The 14,213-nt window shown below is 62.7% G+C and carries 16 protein-coding genes; 9 read left to right on the top strand and 7 right to left on the bottom strand.

Annotated features, from left to right (window positions below; genetic code table 11):
• Positions 1–172 precede the first annotated feature (172 nt).
• Positions 173–664 carry a hypothetical protein gene (locus VSR68_RS06600; protein WP_342939050.1) on the bottom strand — a complete coding sequence of 164 codons (492 nt, stop codon included), beginning with the start codon at positions 662–664 and terminating at the stop codon, positions 173–175.
• A gap of 506 nt (positions 665–1,170) precedes the next feature.
• Between VSR68_RS06600 and VSR68_RS06595 the strand changes: the two genes are divergently transcribed.
• Positions 1,171–2,184: an AraC family transcriptional regulator gene (locus VSR68_RS06595; RefSeq protein ID WP_342939049.1), complete on the top strand. Its 1,014-nt coding sequence runs from the start codon at positions 1,171–1,173 to the stop codon at positions 2,182–2,184.
• Positions 2,185–2,365: 181 nt separating this feature from the next.
• Complete coding sequence (locus VSR68_RS06590; protein WP_342939048.1) at positions 2,366–4,156, top strand: acyl-CoA dehydrogenase; 1,791 nt, start codon at positions 2,366–2,368, stop codon at positions 4,154–4,156.
• A 216-nt stretch (positions 4,157–4,372) separates the two neighbouring features.
• On the opposite strand, the gene VSR68_RS06585 is transcribed toward VSR68_RS06590, so the two are convergent.
• Complete coding sequence (locus VSR68_RS06585; protein ID WP_342939047.1) at positions 4,373–4,714, bottom strand: helix-turn-helix transcriptional regulator; 342 nt, start codon at positions 4,712–4,714, stop codon at positions 4,373–4,375.
• An 80-nt stretch (positions 4,715–4,794) separates the two neighbouring features.
• On the opposite strand from VSR68_RS06585, the gene VSR68_RS06580 reads away from it, so the two are divergent.
• From VSR68_RS06580 to VSR68_RS06570, 3 genes are all read left to right on the top strand, one after another.
• Entirely contained in the window at positions 4,795–5,613 is an 819-nt protein-coding gene (locus VSR68_RS06580; RefSeq protein ID WP_342939046.1) for a hypothetical protein, read from the top strand.
• A 256-nt stretch (positions 5,614–5,869) separates the two neighbouring features.
• Positions 5,870–6,100 carry a hypothetical protein gene (locus VSR68_RS06575; protein WP_342939045.1) on the top strand — a complete coding sequence of 77 codons (231 nt, stop codon included), beginning with the start codon at positions 5,870–5,872 and terminating at the stop codon, positions 6,098–6,100.
• A 69-nt stretch (positions 6,101–6,169) separates the two neighbouring features.
• Positions 6,170–6,430 carry an H-NS family nucleoid-associated regulatory protein gene (locus tag VSR68_RS06570; protein ID WP_342939044.1) on the top strand — a complete coding sequence of 87 codons (261 nt, stop codon included), beginning with the start codon at positions 6,170–6,172 and terminating at the stop codon, positions 6,428–6,430.
• On the opposite strand, the gene VSR68_RS06565 is transcribed toward VSR68_RS06570, so the two are convergent.
• Positions 6,427–7,815, bottom strand: coding sequence for an MFS transporter (locus VSR68_RS06565; protein WP_342939043.1), 1,389 nt, complete (start codon positions 7,813–7,815; stop codon positions 6,427–6,429). The genes VSR68_RS06570 and VSR68_RS06565 overlap by 4 nt on opposite strands.
• A gap of 267 nt (positions 7,816–8,082) precedes the next feature.
• Here VSR68_RS06565 and VSR68_RS06560 point away from each other — a divergent pair, with 267 nt between their 5' ends.
• Both VSR68_RS06560 and VSR68_RS06555 read left to right on the top strand, forming a co-directional pair.
• A complete protein-coding gene (locus VSR68_RS06560) occupies positions 8,083–8,973 on the top strand; it encodes an alpha/beta hydrolase (RefSeq protein ID WP_342939042.1) in 891 nt (296 codons plus the stop codon).
• Between the two features lie 93 nt (positions 8,974–9,066).
• Positions 9,067–9,954, top strand: a complete 888-nt coding sequence (locus tag VSR68_RS06555) for a 2-dehydropantoate 2-reductase (RefSeq protein WP_342939041.1) — start codon at positions 9,067–9,069, stop codon at positions 9,952–9,954.
• A gap of 49 nt (positions 9,955–10,003) precedes the next feature.
• On the opposite strand, the gene VSR68_RS06550 is transcribed toward VSR68_RS06555, so the two are convergent.
• Together VSR68_RS06550 and VSR68_RS06545 are read right to left on the bottom strand one after the other, a co-directional pair.
• Positions 10,004–10,357: a VOC family protein gene (locus VSR68_RS06550; RefSeq protein ID WP_342939040.1), complete on the bottom strand. Its 354-nt coding sequence runs from the start codon at positions 10,355–10,357 to the stop codon at positions 10,004–10,006.
• A gap of 31 nt (positions 10,358–10,388) precedes the next feature.
• A complete protein-coding gene (locus tag VSR68_RS06545) occupies positions 10,389–11,018 on the bottom strand; it encodes a glutathione binding-like protein (RefSeq protein ID WP_342939039.1) in 630 nt (209 codons plus the stop codon).
• Positions 11,019–11,089: 71 nt separating this feature from the next.
• Between VSR68_RS06545 and VSR68_RS06540 the strand changes: the two genes are divergently transcribed.
• Positions 11,090–11,782, top strand: a complete 693-nt coding sequence (locus VSR68_RS06540; protein ID WP_342939038.1) for a TetR/AcrR family transcriptional regulator — start codon at positions 11,090–11,092, stop codon at positions 11,780–11,782.
• A 102-nt stretch (positions 11,783–11,884) separates the two neighbouring features.
• Positions 11,885–12,223 carry a DUF4148 domain-containing protein gene (locus VSR68_RS06535; protein ID WP_342939037.1) on the top strand — a complete coding sequence of 113 codons (339 nt, stop codon included), beginning with the start codon at positions 11,885–11,887 and terminating at the stop codon, positions 12,221–12,223.
• A gap of 90 nt (positions 12,224–12,313) precedes the next feature.
• Here the strand turns inward: VSR68_RS06535 and VSR68_RS06530 are convergent, their stop codons facing one another.
• A complete protein-coding gene (locus VSR68_RS06530; RefSeq protein WP_342939036.1) occupies positions 12,314–13,381 on the bottom strand; it encodes a hypothetical protein in 1,068 nt (355 codons plus the stop codon).
• Positions 13,382–13,630: 249 nt separating this feature from the next.
• The gene (locus tag VSR68_RS06525; protein WP_342939035.1) at positions 13,631–14,143 is read right to left on the bottom strand and encodes a phasin family protein; all 513 of its coding nucleotides are present in this window, start codon (positions 14,141–14,143) and stop codon (positions 13,631–13,633) included.
• Positions 14,144–14,213: the final 70 nt, after the last annotated feature.

Genomic DNA, 14,213 nt, shown 5'->3' with positions numbered 1-14,213 from the left:
CGCGCGCCATAGGGTCACCGTTGTGCGGCCCGAACGTCGTACCGACTGCTATTCCACACGAAGATTTTTGATGCGGCGGAATCCGTCGGACGCTCCCGCTTCGCAGGACGTCCGGCGGGATCGGCCAACTCGCGCATGCATCGGTGGGCTGCCGCAGGGGGCTGACAGGAACTCAACCTTCCGCAGCAGACGCGCCCGGCAGGTTTTCCTTGATCACCGCCTGCGCGCCATCGAACATCTGGCTGCCGAGAGCGCCGCCGATTTTCGCGGCAATCGACACCATGCTGACCGAGTCCGTCACGAGCTGGAGCCACGGCGGCGGAGGAGGCGGAGGATTGTGCAACAGCCAGTACAGGATCACCGACCACGGCACGGAGCCGCACTGGTCGTCGAAGAAAACAGAGGCCGCGCGTGCCACCGTCGAGCCCAACTCCCTGATGTCGCCTTCCAGGCCTTCGAGTCGTTGGCCGGCCTGGAATAACTGGATCGATTGCCACATGCTGGCAACCAGTTCTGGCGAGACCATTTCGGGTTGCGGTCTTTGCTCAAAGACCTTCAACGCAAAGGCGGTGGGATGCGGTTGGGGAACGGGCCGGCGCCCTGGTGGCTTCGTGCCGCACCAGGGGCCATCTTCCGCGACTGAGACAAGCTCCTTGAGATTCATGTTGTCCTCCGTTGATCAAAACGCGCCGGCCGCAAGGGGGCGGCCAGTGTTCTCTCTGCGTTCTCTGCTCACGGTGACATTCCTTCTGTCCTGGCGATACAGCTCTCGTCGTGCAACGCTTTTCTCCGTGCGACGTCGATGGGGCCGCACATTTGCTGGCTGTCATACGGCAGGAAAGGAACTGCGCGACACCGGTTCTCCGATCGCGTCACCAGGAAGACGAACAGGAAGCGTGAAATTGCAAAGCGGCGTTCGAGCAGCCGGCCCACTTGTTCCGTTTCGTGCTTAACGCGTGCGTGCGGAATTCATGGAAGACTTTCATAGGACAATCATGCTTTCGCTGATAACATTCCGATTCGTCGAGCACCCGTTCATCGACCGCCGACGAGTACCGACAAAACAAAAACTCGAAGCCATCAAAGTCGCTGATCCACAATGATGCGTGAACCGCAGATGCAGCGACGCGTGCCGTGAAGCGTGAAGTCCCCAACTCGACGGGATCACGAATGCAAACACCAAGTGCAACTGTCCCGATCTCGCTCGTCAACGGCTTCCTGGAGGCCTCCGGCGCGCAGCCCGAGGTTACGCATCGCTATCTCCACGGGGCGGGCATCACGCCCGCACTACTCGGCGAGCGAGGCGCCCGCGTGACCGAGGAGCAGTTCTCCACGCTGTATCGCACGCTCGCGATCGAAATGGATGACGAAATGCCGGGCATCTTCAGTCGACCGCTGCGCAGCGGCACATTGAAGTTTCTGTGCCTCAGTCTGCTGGATGCGCCGAACCTCGAAACGGCGCTGCATCGCTTCGGCCAGTTCTTTCATATCGTTCTCGATGACTTTCGTCTGGAATCGCGCCGCAGCGATCTGATGGCTCAGGTCGAACTGCGACCGAATCCCGCGTATGGGAACATCGGACCGTTCGGCCAGGAGCTGATGCTCAAGCTCGTGCATGGCGTCTCGTCGTGGCTCGTCGGCCAGAAAATACCGCTGCTGCGGGTCGATTTCGCGTGTCCGCAACCGCCGCATGCCGTCGATCACCGCTACTTCTTTTCGGGCCCCGTGCGCTTCGGCTGCGATGCCACGCTGATGCGCTTCAGCGCGGCCTTTCTCGACATGCCGATTCGCCAGCGCAAGCGCAATCTGCGCAAGTTTCTTGCTCGCTCTCCGGGCGAATGGATCTTCGAGTCGTTCAGCGAGCAACTCGTCAGTCATCGCGTTCGCCAATATCTCGCGAGCGACCTGCCCGATCTGCCGACGATCGAGCAGGCCGCGAAGAATCTCCATTGCTCGGTGCGCACGCTGTGCAGACGTCTTTCCTCAGAAGAGACGACCTTTCAGATGCTCAAGGACGAGTTGCGGCGCGACATCGCGATCCAGCGGCTGATCGAGACACACGATACGATCGCCGTGATTGCCGGCGACATCGGCTTCGACGATCCAAGCGCCTTCCATCGCGCGTTCCGCCACTGGACGGGCAGCACGCCAGGCACCTACCGACGGCCCGTCGAGGCTGGGTGAAAACCCTGAGCCGGTAAGGGCGCGCCCGCTCGTCCTGGCCGGATTTGTCACTACGTGGGCAGGTTTGGACAGCTTGTGCGCGGCATATGCCGGTACGATCGTTTGCATCGTCACGGCCTGCCCATTTCCTTTTCAGGCGTCGTGGCAGTTATTCATCGACCGCTTGATTGGACGAATCACCATGAGCTACACCGCCCCCGTCAAAGATATGCTTTTCGTGCTCAGCGAGCTGAGCGGCATCGAAGACATTGCAAAGTTGCCCGGCTTCGAAGAGGCCGGCCTTGAAACGGCCCAGGCCGTGATCGAAGAATCCGCGAAGCTGTGCGGCGAAGTGCTGGCGCCGCTGAACGTCGAAGGCGACCGGAACCCGAGCAGCTGGAAAGACGGCGTGGTCACGGCCACGCCCGGTTTCGCCGATGCGTTTCGCCAGTTCGCCGCGGGCGGCTGGCAGGGCGTGCAGCATCCCGTCGAATACGAAGGCCAGGGGCTGCCCAAGCTGATCGCGGCGGCCTGCATCGAAATGCTCAACGCGTCGAACCTCGCGTTCGCACTGTGCCCGCTGTTGACGGACGGCGCAATCGAGGCGCTGCTCACGGCCGGCAGCGAAGAACAGAAGCGCACCTACGTGCCGAAGCTGATCTCCGGCGAATGGACGGGCACGATGAACCTCACCGAGCCGCAGGCGGGCTCGGATCTCGCGCTGGTGCGCACGCGCGCCGAGCCGCAGGGCGACGGTTCGTACAAGCTCTTCGGCACGAAGATCTTCATCACGTGGGGCGAGCACGACATGGCGGAGAACATCGTCCATCTGGTGCTCGCGCGCACGCCGGACGCGCCCGAAGGCGTGAAGGGCATTTCGCTTTTCATCGTGCCGAAGTTCGCCGTCAATGAAGACGGCTCGCTCGGTGAGCGCAACGACGTGCAGTGCGTGTCGATCGAACACAAGCTCGGCATCAAGGCGAGCCCGACGGCCGTGCTCCAGTTCGGCGATCACGGTGGCGCGATCGGTCATCTCGTCGGCGAAGAGAATCGCGGCCTCGAGTACATGTTCATCATGATGAACTCGGCGCGTTTCTCGGTCGGCATGCAGGGCGTTGCCGTGTCGGACCGCGCGTACCAGAAGGCCGTTGCATACGCGAAGGAGCGCGTGCAGAGCCGGCCCGTCGATGGCTCGGCGAAGCAGGCCGTGTCGATCATCCATCATGCGGACGTGCGCCGCATGCTCGCAACGATGCGCTCGCTGACGGAAGCATCGCGTGCGCTCGCGTATGTCGCGGCGTCGCACTGCGATTTCGCGCACCGTCATCCGGACGAAGCGAAACGTGCCGAGCATCAGGCGATCTACGAGTACCTCGTGCCGATCGTGAAGGGCTGGAGCACGGAGCTGTCGATCGACGTGGCGAGCCTCGGCGTGCAGGTGCACGGCGGCATGGGCTTCATCGAGGAGACGGGCGCGGCGCAGTACTACCGCGATGCGCGCATCCTGCCGATCTACGAGGGCACGACGGCGATCCAGGCGAACGACCTGATCGGCCGCAAGACGGTGCGCGATGGCGGCGCGGTCGCGAAGGCGCTGCTCGCGGAGATCGCGCAGACTGTCGAAGCACTGAAGCAGCACGATGGCGCGGCGTTCGCGTCGATGCATAAGCATCTGTCGCTTGGACACGATGCGCTGCAATCGGTGGTGGCCTTTGTCGTCGCAAACGTGAAGCGCGATCCGAATGCAGTGTTTGCGGGCAGCGTGCCGTATCTGAAGCTCGCGGGCATCGTGCTGGGCGGCTGGCAGATGGCGCGCGCGATGCTCGTCGCGCAAGCGAAGAAGTCAAATGACCCGTCGTTTTACGGCGCGAAGATCGCCACCGCGCAGTTCTATGCCGAGCACGTGCTGCCGCAGGCAGTGGCGCTGGAAGCGTCGATTGTCAGTGCGAAGGGCGCGGATGGCGTGCTGGCGCTGTCGGAAGATCAGTTCTGAGGACAGATACTGACGAGCCCTATCGAAGCGAGCAGCGATATCCAACGCTGCCCGTGATGATTCACTCAATGCATGGCGATGCGGACAAGCAGCAAGACCGCATTCGCTATCTGCGCGCTTCTTCTTTCCCAACGGCCGCCACGCGGCCGTTTCTTCGCGTCCCGCACCCACTCATCCCGCACGGCTTAGCCCGTCGAGCGTCCCGACACGCGCCGCTCACCCAATCTTCCCGCTCAACCCCTTCAGCCCTTTGATCACGACGAGCAGTGCGCGGCCGTGCTCTTCCGAGCCGTCCCACGCGTCGACGATCGCATTGCGCAGCAGCTCGTTGTAGCCCGCTGCCCGGCCGCTCGCGCGGCGCGGCTCCACGCCGTAGAAACTGCATAGCTTATTGAATGACGCGCTCTTGCGCACGCGCTGCCCCTCCGACAACCGAAGCCGCGACACGGTAGGCTGGCTGACACCAGAAAGCCTCGCGATTTCGCTGGACGAACGCGTATCCGCCAACAAGCGGCGCATCAGGTCCTGCACGGGAAAATCGCTCTTCGGGGCTTCCATTCGACGCATTATATCTATACATTAACGCTTATTGAATTGGCCGATCAATTTTGACGAATGGCCGCCTCCCGAGGAAGTGAATGACACTGAAGCACCTACCGCCCACGTTCTGCTGGACCAAGACAGGCCACGAGTCCAGTGAAGATCTGCCTGTCGTCGTTCTTCAAAAGGAATGGGAGCGCAGGCTGGGCGGCGGGCGTTTTCTGTGGGGCGTCGGGCAGTCGCTGGGCAACAGCGCGCAAGTCGCGGCTCACCGAACGGGCTCGCTGCTCGCGCTCTTTTCGCCGGCATCGAGCAAGCCCAGACCCGTTAGCCGCAAAAAGGAAGACATGCTGTTGTGGAACGCGTGGATCGACAGCACGGGGCAGGTGCGGCAGCTTCCGCCTCACGCGTTCATCGTCAGCCGCGCGACGCTGCCGTCCGGGCAGCGCAGGGAACAGCATTACGCGCTGGTGTGCTCGTCGCCGACGGAACTGAGCATGGGCACGCGCTTGCGCGTGTACCCGGAACATCTGCGCAGCGTGAGCACGGGCAAAGCGCTCGGTGCCGCGCATGGCACGGCCGTGGTCGATTGCATCGCGCGCGCCGGAAACCTGACTGGCGAGAGCGGCAAGACGGGCAAGAGCTATCCGATTGCGCTCGCCGTCGAACTCGAAGCGCCGTATTTCGTGCGGCTCACGCAACCCGGCGTGCTCAAGGCACGTGACTTCGCGGAGATCAACAAGGCCACGCGCGACGGCGATCTCGCAACGTTTATCGAAATGGTCGGGCGTTTGCGCAGCCGGCCGCCGCAAGAGCGGGTGCGCGGCTTTACGCGCGACCTGTTCGATATGGCGCCCGTCGAAGCGGTGGCTGCATTCAGCAATGCGGCACATGTACAGCCGAGCTTCGCGACCTGACAGACGCGGACAGGCAGCGTTTATTCGTTGCATGGAACCTGGGAACACTGAATTTCCAGTACTCGCTTTAAAAAAGCGCGTGTTGTTGTATTCCCGCCCTGGCGCTCCGCCGCAAGCGGAGAGAAAATCGGCGTATCGCCGCAATGCATTGCAACCGATATCCGTTCAACTCGCTGGCTCTACGCCGTAGCTATTGCTGCACCGTGAGCTAGCGCAAGTGAAGCACTCGAACCTGAAACGAAATGGAGGAATGCCCATGTCGGCGATCACACATTCGCGGCAGGCTCAGGCCGCGCAGCGCTTTGTCCAGGCGACGCGAAATGTCGATCTGGCGTTTCGCGCCGTGCGCGGCGATCCGGAAGACGGCGCGTCGAATGTCGAATATGCGGCCGCCGTCGCGCAACTGGACCGCGCGCTCGACGAGCTTGCGCGTGCGCAGGCACTGTTCGACTCGGCGGTTCGCAACGACGCGCGGCGGCGCAATTGAGTTCGTCACGCATGGCTACGCCCGTACGAATGGATTGTTGAACCCATCACCTTTCGAATCGCACGAGCAATGTCTACATCAATCGCAAAACTCGACGGCCAGGCCAGAGAGCGCCTGATCGCGTGGATACGGCACAAGATGACCGAGTTCGGCATCACGGTCGACGCAATCGAGCAGTCGCTGGCCGAAGACGAAAAGTCGGCGCGCGCGGTGCGCTATCAGGATGCACTCGGGCATGTCTGGGACGGCCGCGGCGAGTTGCCGGACTGGCTGCGCCGCGCTGTTGCATCAGGCCAGAGCATCGACTTTTTCCGCTGCGAGCAGGGCTAGACCGAACGGTTCACCGATCCCGACGCGCGCAGGCTGCGCAGCGTCAGCAGAACGAGCACGCCCATCACGAGGGCCGTGAACAGATAGAGGCCGGCGGGGCCCGCGATCGCCATCATCGCGGATGCGAGCGTCGGGCCGCCGCTCGCGCCGAACGAAAAGATCAGCAGCAGCGCGGCGCTCACGGCGATCCGCTCGTCGGCGGGAATGCAGTCGTTCACATACGACGCGACGACGCCATACATCGAAAACGCGACGGCAACATACAGATAACCGAGTGCCTCGATCAGCACGCCGTCGCGCAGCACGAACAGCAGGATGCTCAATGTGCCGGCGCTCGCGGCGAGACTGAGCAGCACCTTGCGCCGGTCGAACCGATCGGCGACGCGCGCGACGGGCCATTGCGGCACGAGCGCCGCGAGCAGCGCAAAGCCCATGAAGTGCGATACGTCCGGCACCGAATAGCCGACGCGCCGCATGAACACCGGCTGCATCGTGTAGAACGCGCTGTTCAGCAGCCCCGCCGCAAGGCACGCGATCACGCCGAGCGGCGCCCATCGATAGATCGTCCGCGGCCCCGAGAGGCCGCGCGCGAGACGCGAGCCGTGAGCATCGTGAGCGGCGGCGGGCGCGGGCGCTGTGCCCGCGAGCGCGACGGGAATCAGCGATGCCGCAAACAGTGCGCTGACGGCGCTAAAGAGTTCGAAGCCCGCCGGGTCCGCAAGGCCGATCAGAAACTGGCCCGTGCCGACGCCGAGATAGTTCGTGATCAGATACGCGGAGAACACGCGTCCGCGCTGCGCGTTGCTCGCAACCTGATGCAGCCAGCTCTCGATCACCGTGAAGATGCCGACTAGACAGAAGCCCGTGATGAAGCGCAGCGCGGCCCAGGTCGCGGCATGACTCCACACCGCATAGCCGAGCGCGCAACACGCCGATGCCGCGGCGAACGTGACGAACGCGCGATGATGGCCGACGCGCCCGATCAGCGAGCCGCCATACACGGCGCCCAGCATGAAGCCGACGTAGTACGCGGACTGCACGACGCCGACGACGATCGACGGCGCCTGTTGCTGGATGAGCCGCAGCGAGATCAGCGTGCCGAGCAGGCCATTGCCTGTGATGAGGATCGCGTAGCCGAGCAGCAGGATCGCGGTGGAGCGCAGGCTGCTGACGGGAGGCAACGGCGCGGGGACGGGCGCCGCAGTGGATTCATAAGCCGGCTCATGCGCGGCCTTATAACCGGCCTCATGAACGGCCTCATGAACGGGCGCGACCCATGCGTTCGACGAAGGACCGCTTTCGATGAAATCGGCGCGCGGCTGCGCATCCGACAGAGAGAATGCGCCGCGCGGCTCGCGGGCCGCCGATTCGTGTGCCTGTGTCATCGTGCTCAGTCTCGTTCGTCTTTCGCGGCACCCGGATCGCGACGTTTTGCGGGCTTTCTCTCGTCGAATGTAGCGGGCGCGTGCGTCGTCGGCATGGCACGAATCCGACATCGGCTTGCGGTAAAACGACTTCTCTTTCGCGCCGCTCTTTTACGTTGGTCTTTGACGAGGCGCATGCGCGCGGCCGTCAGCGCATTTCGCGCGGCGGCGCTACCATGAACGCTCGCTGCGTTGTCGCCGTCAGCGCTTGATGCGGAGCCGCCGATCATGCTGAAGCACGTGAACACCGAACTGCTGGACATCGCCTACGAAGAAACCGGCGATGCGCAAGGCTGGCCTGTCGTGCTGTCGCACGGCTTCCCTTATGACATCCGTGCACACGACGAGGTCGCGCCGCTGCTGGCTGCGCAGGGCGCGCGCGTGATCGCGCCTTATCTGCGAGGCTATGGGCCCACGCGTTTTCTTTCCGCCGACACGCCGCGCTCCGGCCAGCAGGCCGCGCTCGCCGCTGATCTGCTCGCGCTGCTCGACGCGCTGCATATCGAGCGCGCGCTGCTCGGCGGCTACGACTGGGGCGGCCGCGCCGGCTGCATCGTCGCGGCGCTGTATCCGCAGCGTGTGCAGGGGCTCGTGACGGGCAATGGCTACAACATCCAGGACATCGCGGCGTCGGGCAAGCCCGAGCCGCCCGAAAACGAGCTGCGCCACTGGTACCAGTACTACTTTCACGGCGAGCGGGGCCGCGCGGGGCTCGCGGAAAACCGGCGCGCGCTGTGCCGCCTGCTGTGGACGCTCTGGTCGCCCACATGGCGTTTCGACGACGCGTGCTACGAACGCACGGCGGCATCGTTCGATCACCCCGATTTCGTCGATGTCGTGATTCATTCGTACCGGCATCGCTATGCGCTCGTCGAAGGCGATCCGCGTTACGACGACATCGAGCGGCGGCTCGCGGCGCAACCGCCCATCGGGGTGCCGTCGATTTCACTCGACGGCAGCGTCGACGGCGTGATGCCCGTCGGCGGCACCGCGCATCATGCGTCGCATTTCACGGGGCCTTACGAATATCGCGTGATCGCGAACGCCGGACACAACCTGCCGCAGGAAGCGCCCGCCGCATTCGCGGACGCGCTGCTCGCCGTGCGCACACGCGCCTGATCAGAAGCCTCTTCGCATATTCTCCGGCGATCCGTTTTCGCACGCCATGTGGTAACTTTTGACGGTTCAAATCCATTCGAAAGAGCGTTGCTTATGAAAGTTGCGGTGATGGGCGCAGGCGCAGTGGGCTGCTTCTACGGCGGGATGCTGGCGCGCGCGGGACATGAAGTGGTATTGATCGGACGCCCTCAGCATGTCGACGCGATCGCGCGTCGCGGCCTTCGGCTCGAAACGCAGGCATTCGACGAGCAGATCCCTCTCGCCGCCAGCACGAATGCGAGTGCCGTGCAGGGCGCGAAGCTCGTGCTGTTCTGCGTAAAGTCCACCGACACCCGCAGCGCCGCCCTCGCAATCAAGCCCTTTCTTGCGCCCGATACGCTGGTTCTCTCGCTGCAAAACGGCGTCGAGAATGCCGACGAAGTGCGCAGTGTCGTGCCGCAGGAAGTGGCCGCGGCCGTCGTCTACGTCGCGACCGAAATGGCGGGACCGGGGCACGTCCGTCATCATGGGCGCGGCGAGCTGGTGATCGAGCCATCGAAGGCAAGCGCGGAAGTCGCGCGGGCGCTGATCGCGGCGGGCGTGCCGACGGAAATCTCCGACAACGTGCGCGGCGCGCTGTGGGCAAAGCTGATATTGAACTGCGCGTACAACGCGCTGTCGGCGATTACGCAGTTGCCCTATGGCCAGCTCGTGCAGGGCGAGGGCGTGAAGGCCGTGATGCGGAATATCGTGGACGAATGTCTCGCCGTTGCGAAGGCGGACGGCGTCACCGTTCCCGGCGACGTCGACGCGGCCGTGCGCATGATCGCAGAGACGATGCCGGGGCAGTATTCGTCGACGGCACAGGACCTGTCTCGCGGCAAGCGCAGCGAGATCGACCATTTGAACGGGCTGATCGTGCGGCGCGGCGATGCGCTCGGCGTGGCGACGCCGTCGAACCGGCTGTTGCATACGCTCGTCAAGCTGATCGAGAGCAAGTAGCGCGGCCTTCGGCCCTCACGACGCCCGCACGCGTGCAAGCGCTCGTATGCTAGCGATGCGCGAGGATGTTCACGAGCTTGCCGAACGGATCGCGCACATAAAAACGCCGCACGCCCCACGGTTCGTCGACGGGGCCGTATTCGACCGCGAATCCGGCTGCGTTCATTGCGTCGAATGCGGCGTCCACATCGTCGACTTCGATTGAAACATCGGGCACCGGCGTACCCGAACCGCCTTCCTCCGCGAAGCTGATTTGCACGGTCATCGACTGGTCCGAAGAACCGTATGTGCGAATCCAGCCGAGATCCATCAGCAGATCCAGGCCGAGAATCTCCTGATAGAAACGCTGCGCCCGAGCCGTGTCCTTGACCTCGATGTTCGAGACGATCCGGTTCACTTTCATCGATCAAAGCCCCACGTAGCCCGTTAGCCCGCTATTGCTGGGCCTGTTCTTCACGAAACAGCGCCATCTCTTCCGACAATGCTCTCGCCACATGCGGCCGCGCGACACTGCGCTGGAAGTACGCATCGACAGCCGGCCATTGCGCGAGATCGACGCCGCAGTACTTCGCCCAGTTCAGTACAGTCGTCAGATACGCATCGGCGACGCTGAAACGATCGACCAGGTACTCGTGTGCCGCGAGATGCGCCTGCAACAGATCGAACCGCCGCGCGAGCTTCTGCCGCGCATATTCCGCCGCTTCGGGCGGCGCGGTGGGATCGAGCACCGGCACGAACACGCCCTTGTGCAATTCCGTGCTGATAAAGCCGAGCCATTGCTGCAGTTGCGCGCGCTCCGGTGTGCCCGGCGAAGGCGCGAGCCCTGCGGCGGGAAACAGGTCGGCGACATAGGGCAGGATAGCCGTGTTTTCCGTCAACAGCCAGCCTTCGTCGGTGCGCAATACGGGCACCTGGCCGAGTGCGTTGATCGCATAGAAATCGGAGCCGTCACGCAGCTTCTTCTTTTTTGTGTCGACCTGAATGAATCCGGCCAGCGCGCCGGCTTCGTAAAACGCGATGCGCGTGGCCATCGAGCACGCGAGCGGCGAAAAATAGAGATCCATGGCGACGTCTCCTGATCGTTGGATTGTTTTTGTACTATAGTGAACAAAAATCGACGGTGTCAAATATTTCTATGCGAGACGGTACAAAAAACGAGAAGCGCGCGCGCGGCCGGCCACGCGCTTACGATGCGGACGAAGCGCTGAGCAATGCCACGGACGCATTCTGGATGAACGGCTATTCGGGCACGTCGCTTGACGCGCTGAGCGAGGCGACGGGCATGAACCGCCCGAGTCTCTATGGCGCGTTCGGGGACAAGCATGCGCTCTATCTGAACACGCTGGATCGCTATGTCGAAGCGGGTGTGCAGGCAATGGAATCTGCATTGAGCGACGACATTCCGTTGGCGCAGGCATTGCAACGCGTCTATGACGGCTCGCTCGCGCTTTACTTGCCAGCGGGCGGCGCGCCGCGTGGCTGCTTTCTGATCGGCACGGCGGTCGTTGAATCGAAAGTCGATGAAGAAGTGCGTATCAGATTGACTCAAGGACTCAAATCGTTTGATCGCGCGTTCGAAAGGCGCATACGGCGTGCGCAGGCCGATGGAGAACTTTCCGCGAATGCGGATGCTGCCGTTTTGGCGCGCGTCGCGTCCGCGATCATGCATAGTCTCGCGCTACGTTCGCGTGCTGGCGATTCGCGGGCGTCGCTGCGCGCAACGGCGGCAGAAGGTGTCGCGTTGATTTGTGGCGCATGCAACGAAAGCACGTTGAAACCTGCCAAAAGCGCATCGATTGCGCGTCCGGTAAAGGCTGCAAGGAAATAGACAATGCGCGCCGATTAGCGTCTTTTCATGTTCCTTTCATGATGTTCACTGGTACAGGGTTTGCGCAATAACACTCGTACTGGTTACTTCATGGAGGGAGTCATGAAACTGGTCAAGCATGTCGCTATTCTTGCAGCACTGACAGGTATTTCCGCCGCAGCTTACGCGCAAACAGCCGTCCAGCAGAATCAGCCGGTTACTCGCGGCGAAGTGAAACAGGACCTGAGAAACGTCGAAAGCGAAGGCTATCGTCCCGGCGATGGCGACCGCACCGATTATCCGCAAAACGCGCAGGCGGCCGAACGCCGTCTGTCGAAACAGCAAGGCCAGACGGAAGGCTACGGCGGCGTGACGAATGGCGCGACGGCGTCGGGCATGGTGCCGCAGCCGATGCGCCAGCGCAATAACGACGGCACGAAGGGCGTTTATTTCGGCCGGTAAAGAGTCGCTGCGCGCGTAAGCGCATCAGCAAGGACGGGCCGCGTGAAAATGCGGCCCGGTTCTTCTGTTGTGCTCGCATCGGCGTATGCATCAGTTCGCTGGAATCGTCACGATAGGCGCCTTGCTGCTTGTTTCCGCTTCGGCGAGCGCCATCAGATTCTGGACCACCGTGAACGCGTATTTCGAATCGAAATCCGCGCGGTCGACCCAGTACGTCGACGGGCCATAGCGAACGGCGGCGTATGCATCGGCGGGCGGCTTGTCGCCGTTCTGCACGATGATCGTCGGCCGCGTTTCGCCGCCGACTAGCGTGACTGTCGGCTTCGTCGAACCATCTTCGATCTTGTGATCGGGCACGTGCACCTGCGCGCCGAGATCGGTCAGGATGCCGAGCACCGAGCGCGTCAGCATTGCGATCTGATTGCCGCCGCGCGACGACTGACCGTAAACGATTTCATAGTCGCCCGTCTTCGCATTGAGATGCAGGAGCTTGCGTACCAGCTGCAAATCGGGCGCGGCCTTTTGGGCGTCCGTCGTCGTTGCCGTGCCCAGTATCAGATAGACGTGCTGCTCGTTTTTCACAGTACGCGATTCGACATTCAGTTCGCCCGCCATTTGCAGGCGGCGCAATGCCTGGATCAGTTGAAAGAACTGCGGCGACCCCGCACTGTTTTCTCCGCCGAGCGCGCTACCGTTTTGCAGGCCACCGATCGATTGCGCCGAAATGCGCAGCAACAGATCGATTGGTATGCCGCCTTCGGCGAGGGGAAGGACGAGCGTCGGCGCGAGCGGGCGGATGTACGCCTGTGCATAGGCTTCGCCTGTCGTCGGCGTGAATGTGAATGTCGGGTGATTCGAATACGACACGGTTCCTGTCACGGACGCGTAGTTCGGCACCGCGCCCGAACCGGCATTGAGCGTGGAAGAAGCGGATGCATCGACGTTATAGGCGGCGATGATCTGGCTCACTGTCAGAAACGAAGGCGCATCGGCGAAGCGCAAAGCGATGATCGCCGCGAGTATTTCCCGCTTCTTTGCTTCGCCGAGTGCGCGTGAATAGTCGACCTGATCGGCCTTTAGCCGCGTCGGGCCGACGCTGCTGCATGCCGCGAGCAGGCTGGCTGCGCAACAGACGAGTAGACCTGGAAGTCTTTTCATCGGTGTAGAAATATTTGCGTGGGTGGCATGGGCGGACGGCATGTGCCGGTAAAGACGTCCGTGGCGAGGTAGCACGTCGCGTGCCTCGCTCTCGACATGCGACGTTCAGCGGGAGATGTACGGCGAAAGATGTACGACCGGTACGACTGCGAGACGAAAAAAAGCCCGCTCGAAAGCGGGCCGCAAAATGCGCCTGATGCGGGGAATCGCGTCCGGTTTCCTACTCCTTTTTGCCGCGAGCCTCTCTATTCAGGCCGCGTGCGAAATATTTTTCGTATTGCGCGCCACCACGTTCAGATTGCTCTCCGCGGTTTCGACTGCTTGCCGCGCCGTCTTCCAGATGCTCTCGTAAAACTCGTTGGCCGCTGCAATGGCAGTGTTCATCGCCGTCACGGCGACCTCGGCGCCCGCCGGCGCGCGCTGCGCGGCGTCATCGAGATCGGCCTTGACCGCGCCGATCTGCGATTCGTACTGCGCGGTCGCGCGTTTCATGATGGCCGCCTGCGTACTCGCGATGATGTCGTACACCTGCTGGTTGTAGAGCGCGGTGCGCTCGACGACGGACAGATCGCCGGCCTTGAACGCGCCGGCACCCGGCATCTCGCCATTCGCCAGTGCATTCATCGCGCGTTGCGAGCCGTCGCGCAATACCTGGAAATTCAATTGAACAAGTTTCTCAAAGCCACTCACCGCTTCATTCGCGATGTCGTAGAACGTCTGAACCCGGGCTTTCTGTGCGGCAGTCACTTCGTCGATGGACATGAACATCGCAGGGCCTCGCAAGGTTGAATGCGCGAAAGATTGACTGGCATCGATCGCTGGATGATCGGCG

Source organism: Paraburkholderia phymatum, assembly GCF_038900715.1.
Lineage (GTDB): Bacteria > Pseudomonadota > Gammaproteobacteria > Burkholderiales > Burkholderiaceae > Paraburkholderia > Paraburkholderia phymatum_A.
Note: the sequence above shows the minus strand (reverse complement) of the source record. Positions and strands in the feature narration are given on the sequence as shown.